Raw genomic sequence first — 346 nt, forward strand, 5'->3', positions numbered from 1 at the left:
CTCAAAATGGGAAGAAGGAAAAAATCCGCTATCAATACCGCATCAGCTTAGATTCGGATGAAAAAGGAATCGACTTGACCAAGACGGTGTACCTGCGTACTTATGGCGAAAACACGAAGAAGAGTGGTTTTGCTACACTAAGTCCTGCCAAGTCAGGCCTCACAGCAGGTGCCAAAACACTGCTATGGGAAGATGCCAACATCCAAGGCTTAACCAAGGCTAAAAAGGCTGCGGTCTACACCTTTACCAAAGAAAAATTCAATCAACCTACCCAGGTTTACCTGACTGATGCCACCCTGGCCAATGCCAAGCAGGTCACCGAAAACGCTCCTGACGCAGGAAAATT

Annotated in this window: 1 protein-coding gene; it reads left to right on the plus strand. The window is 47.1% G+C overall.

The window, feature by feature from the left end:
• The coding region (locus tag ACNKXV_RS13645) for a hypothetical protein (protein ID WP_417908272.1) at positions 1-346 on the plus strand (346 nt) is incomplete at both ends.

Origin of the sequence: Christiangramia aquimixticola, from assembly GCF_048285835.1 — a bacterium.
GTDB classification, from domain to species: Bacteria; Bacteroidota; Bacteroidia; order Flavobacteriales; family Flavobacteriaceae; genus Christiangramia; species Christiangramia aquimixticola.